Origin of the sequence: Streptomyces botrytidirepellens, assembly GCF_003721215.1 — a bacterium.
Classification (GTDB): Bacteria; Actinomycetota; Actinomycetes; order Streptomycetales; family Streptomycetaceae; genus Streptomyces; species Streptomyces himastatinicus.
This window is the reverse complement of the sequence record NZ_RIBZ01000604.1, coordinates 1-4,077: the sequence shown is the minus strand read 5'-3', so window position 1 is coordinate 4,077 and position 4,077 is coordinate 1. Positions and strand designations below refer to the sequence as shown.

Here is a 4,077-nt window from a genome sequence, read left to right as displayed (position 1 = left end):
GGTCGTCGCCCGGCTGCGCGAGCTGACCCGGGCGCTGGCGGCGCCCGCACCGGCGGACGGCGGCGGCGCGGCGGCCGAACTGGCCGACGCCGACGCCGCATCGGTCATCGACTTCATCAACAGCCAACTCGGCATCGACTCCGAACCGAAAGCGGAATGACCATGGCCAGCGACAGTGAGCTGCTCACCTATCTGAAAAAAGTCAGTTCGGAGCTGCACGAGACGCGGGAGCGGCTGCGGGCCACCGAGGAGAAGGCGTCCGAGCCGATCGCGGTGGTCAGCATGAGCTGCCGGTTCCCCGGCGGGGTGGCCGGCCCCGACGACCTGTGGCAGGTGGTCGAGCAGGGGCGGGATGTCATCGGCGACTTCCCCTCCGACCGCGGCTGGGACCTGGACGCGATCCATGACCCCGACCCGGCCCGGCCGGATACCTCGTACGTGCGCCACGGCGGATTCCTCGCCGACGCGCCCGGGTTCGACGCCGAGTTCTTCGGGCTGTCGCCCCGCGAGGCCCTGGCGATGGACCCGCAGCAGCGGCTGCTCCTGGAGAGCTCCTGGGAACTGTTCGAGGGACTGGGGGCCGACCCGGAGACCCTGCGCGGTTCGCGCACCGGGGTGTTCGTGGGCCTGAGCGCGCAGGACTACGTCACCGCCGCCGCGTCGTCCGCCGAGGACGTGCGGGGACACCTCGCCACCGGCAACGCGCTCTCGGTCGCGTCGGGCCGCATCTCGTACACGTTCGGGTTGGAAGGCCCCACCATGACGGTGGACACGGCCTGTTCCTCGTCCCTGGTGGCGCTGCACCTGGCCATGCAGTCGCTGCGCAAGGGCGAGTGCTCGCTCGCGCTGGCCGGCGGTGTCACGGTGATCGCCAGCCCACTGGTGTTCGTGGAGTTCAGCCGGCAGCGCGGGCTGGCGCCCGACGGCCGGTGCAAGCCGTTCGCCGCCGCCGCCGACGGCACCGGCTGGGCCGAGGGCGTCGCCATGGTCGCCGTGGAGCGGCTGTCGGACGCCCGGCGCAACGGCCACCAGGTGCTGGCGGTGATCCGCGGCTCCGCGGTCAACTCCGACGGCGCCTCCAATGGCCTGACCGCGCCCAACGGCCCCGCTCAGCAGCGTGTCATCCGGCAGGCACTCACCGACGCCGGTCTCTCTCCCGGGCAGGTCGATGTCGTCGAGGCGCACGGCACCGGCACCGCGCTCGGCGACCCCGTGGAGGCCCAGGCGCTGCTGGCCACCTACGGGCAGCGTCCGGAGGGCCGGCCACTGTGGCTGGGCTCGCTGAAGTCCAACCTCGGGCACACACAGGCCGCGGCCGGAATGGCCGGGCTCATCAAGATGGTGCGGGCGATGGGGCACGGCCTGCTGCCGCGCACACTCCACGTCGACCGCCCGACCCCGCACGTCGACTGGAGCGCCGGCGACATCCGGTTGCTGACCGAGGCACAGCCGTGGCCCGCGGGCGGCCGGACCCGACGCGCCGCGATATCGTCGTTCGGCATCAGCGGGACCAACGCGCACATCATCGTGGAGGAGCCACCCGCCCCGGACGCCCCCGCCCCGGACGCCCCCGAACCGGCCGGTGAGCCGGTCGTGCAGCCCGTCGCCTGGGTGGTCTCGGCGCGCACCCCCGATGCACTGCGTGAGCAGTGCGCTCGCGTGGCGGAGGCGGTGACCACAGGAGCGGCGGCCGGCGCGACGGCGGCCGACGTCGCCGCCGCGCTGGCCGGCCGGGCCACCCGGTTCGCCCACCGCGCGGTCGTCCTGGGCGAGGACACGCGGACGCTCGCCACCCGGCTGCGTACCTCCCCCGACACCGGCACGGTCCTCGAAGCCGCTCCGGTCACCCTGCGGCTGACCTGCGACGCTCAGGTCGGGGCCGCCCAGGTACGGGCACTGCGCGAGGCGCTGCCACCCTTCGCCGCCGCCCTCGACGAGGTGACCGCCGAACTCGCCGAGGAGACCGGTGAGGAAGCCGCCGACCTGCTCGGCGGAGTTGCCGGGGGACGGCTGGTTCCGCTCGCCGGGTGCCTCGCACTGGCCCGCATGTGGCGTCACCACGGGGTGGAGCCGGTCGCCTTCTCCGGCACCGGCACCGGCGCCTACGCCGCCGCGTACCTGGGCGGCGACCTCACTCTCGCCGAAGCTCTCGCGGACACCACGCCCGAGCCCGAAAACCCCTCCGAGAAGGGCGAGTTGCTGGAGACCGGCTTTGGCGCCCGGCTGTCGCATGGGCGGGCCGGCTTCCTGGCCGAGCTGGCCCGGCTGTGGACCAACGGCGTGCCGGTCAACTGGACACGGGCCTTCGCCGGACAGTCCGCGCGGCCGGTCTCGCTCCCCCCGTACCCCTTCCAGCACACCAGGTTCTGGCCGGACGAGGTGACCGCGGGCGACGTCGCCTCCGCCGGGCTCGAACCCGCAGGGCACCCGCTGCTCGGCGCGCTGACCACGGCCGTCGACGGCTCGTCGGTCTCCGCGTTCGGCCGGCTGTCCCTGTCGGCGCAGCCCTGGCTGGCGGAGCACGTGGTGGGAGGCCGGGTCCTGCTGCCGGGCACCGCGTTCGTCGAACTCGCCCTGCACCTGGGCAAGGTGACCGGTGCCCCGTGCGTCGGCGAACTCCTGCTGCAGAGCCCCTTGGCGCTCGACCCCGGCGGCGCGCGGCTGCTGCGGGCCGAGGTGGGCGGACCGGACGAGCGGGGCGACCGGTCGCTCGCGGTGTACTCACGCCCTGACGACGCCGAGCCCGACACCTGGACCACACATGCCACCGGCACCCTGACGGTCTCCTCCGCGCCCGTCCCCGCCCGCTCGCAGTGGCCCGCGCCGGGCGCCCAGCCCGTCGACCTGGACGGCCTCTACGACCGGCTGTCGGACGCCGGGCTCGACTACGGTCCGCGCTTCCGCGGGCTGACGGCGGCCTGGTCGGACGGCGACGAGCTGTACGCGCGGATCGAGCTGCCGGAGGAGGCGCATGCCCAGGCGCTGCGGTTCGGCCTGCACCCGGCGCTGTTCGACGCCGCGCTGCACACCCTGGCCCTGCGCGGCGGGGAGCGGGGGCTGCTGCCGTTCCTCTGGGAGGACGTCACCCTGCACTCCAGCGGCGCCACCACGCTGTGGGTCCGGCTGACGGGCGGCCCCGGGGAGCCCTGCACGCTGGCGCTCGCGGACGGCGATGGCATGCCCGTGGCGACCGTGACCGGCCTGACGGTGCGCCCGATCGAGGCGATGGACACCGCCGAGCCCGTCGTGCGGGACAACCTGTTCCGGGTGGTCTGGGCCGCAGCCGGGGACACGCCCCGGCGGGAACACCGGCGGTGGACGGTGGTGGGCGGCACCGGCACGCCGGGCCGCTGGCGCGACGCGGTGCCGGAGCTGCGGACCGCCGAGTCCGTGAGCGCGGCGCTCGGCACCGGGGAGCCTGCCGGCGAGGCCGTCGTGGTGTGGTGGCCGGCTGCGGGCGGCGAGCTGCCCGCGGCGGCGCACGAGGCCACCGCCCGCGCCCTGGAATGCGTACAGCACTGGCTCTCCGACGGGCACACCGGCGACAGCCGCCTGGTCTTCCTCACCCGGGGCGCGGTGGCGGCCACCCCGGAGGAACAGCCCGACCCGGCGCAGGCCGCGGTGTGGGGCCTGCTGCGGTCGGCCCAAGCCGAACACCCGGGCCAGTTCGTCCTGGTGGACCTCGACGGGCGGGAGGCGTCCGCCGCCGTGATGCCCGTCGTACTGGCGCAGGGGGAGCCGCAGTACGCGGTGCGGGACGGCGACGTGCTCGTGCCGCGGCTGGTGGCCGCCGAACCGGCCGCACCGCACGAGGACGCGCCGCGGACGGCCGACGGGGACGAGGTGCTGGTGGCGGTGCGTGCCGTCACGGGCGGCGGCGCGGCCGGCGTGGTGCTGGCCGTCGGCGCCGACGTCACCGGGTTCGCCCCCGGCGACCGGGTGCTGACCGGCGAGCGAGTGGTGGCGGACGAACGCACCGTCCTGGCCGGCGCACAGGCGCGGCGTGCCGTGCCGGCCGGCTGGTCGTACGGCCGGGCGGCGTCCGCCGCGGCCTACCTGCGGGCGGCCGGCGTGCTG

Annotated in this window: 1 protein-coding gene; it reads left to right on the top strand. The window is 75.5% G+C overall.

Annotation, left to right across the window (positions count from 1 at the left end; all coding sequences use genetic code 11):
• Nucleotides 1-162: 162 nt before the first annotated feature.
• Nucleotides 163-4,077 (top strand): beta-ketoacyl synthase N-terminal-like domain-containing protein (locus EEJ42_RS33560; RefSeq protein ID WP_246097554.1); only part of this gene is annotated, 3,915 nt, incomplete at its 3' end.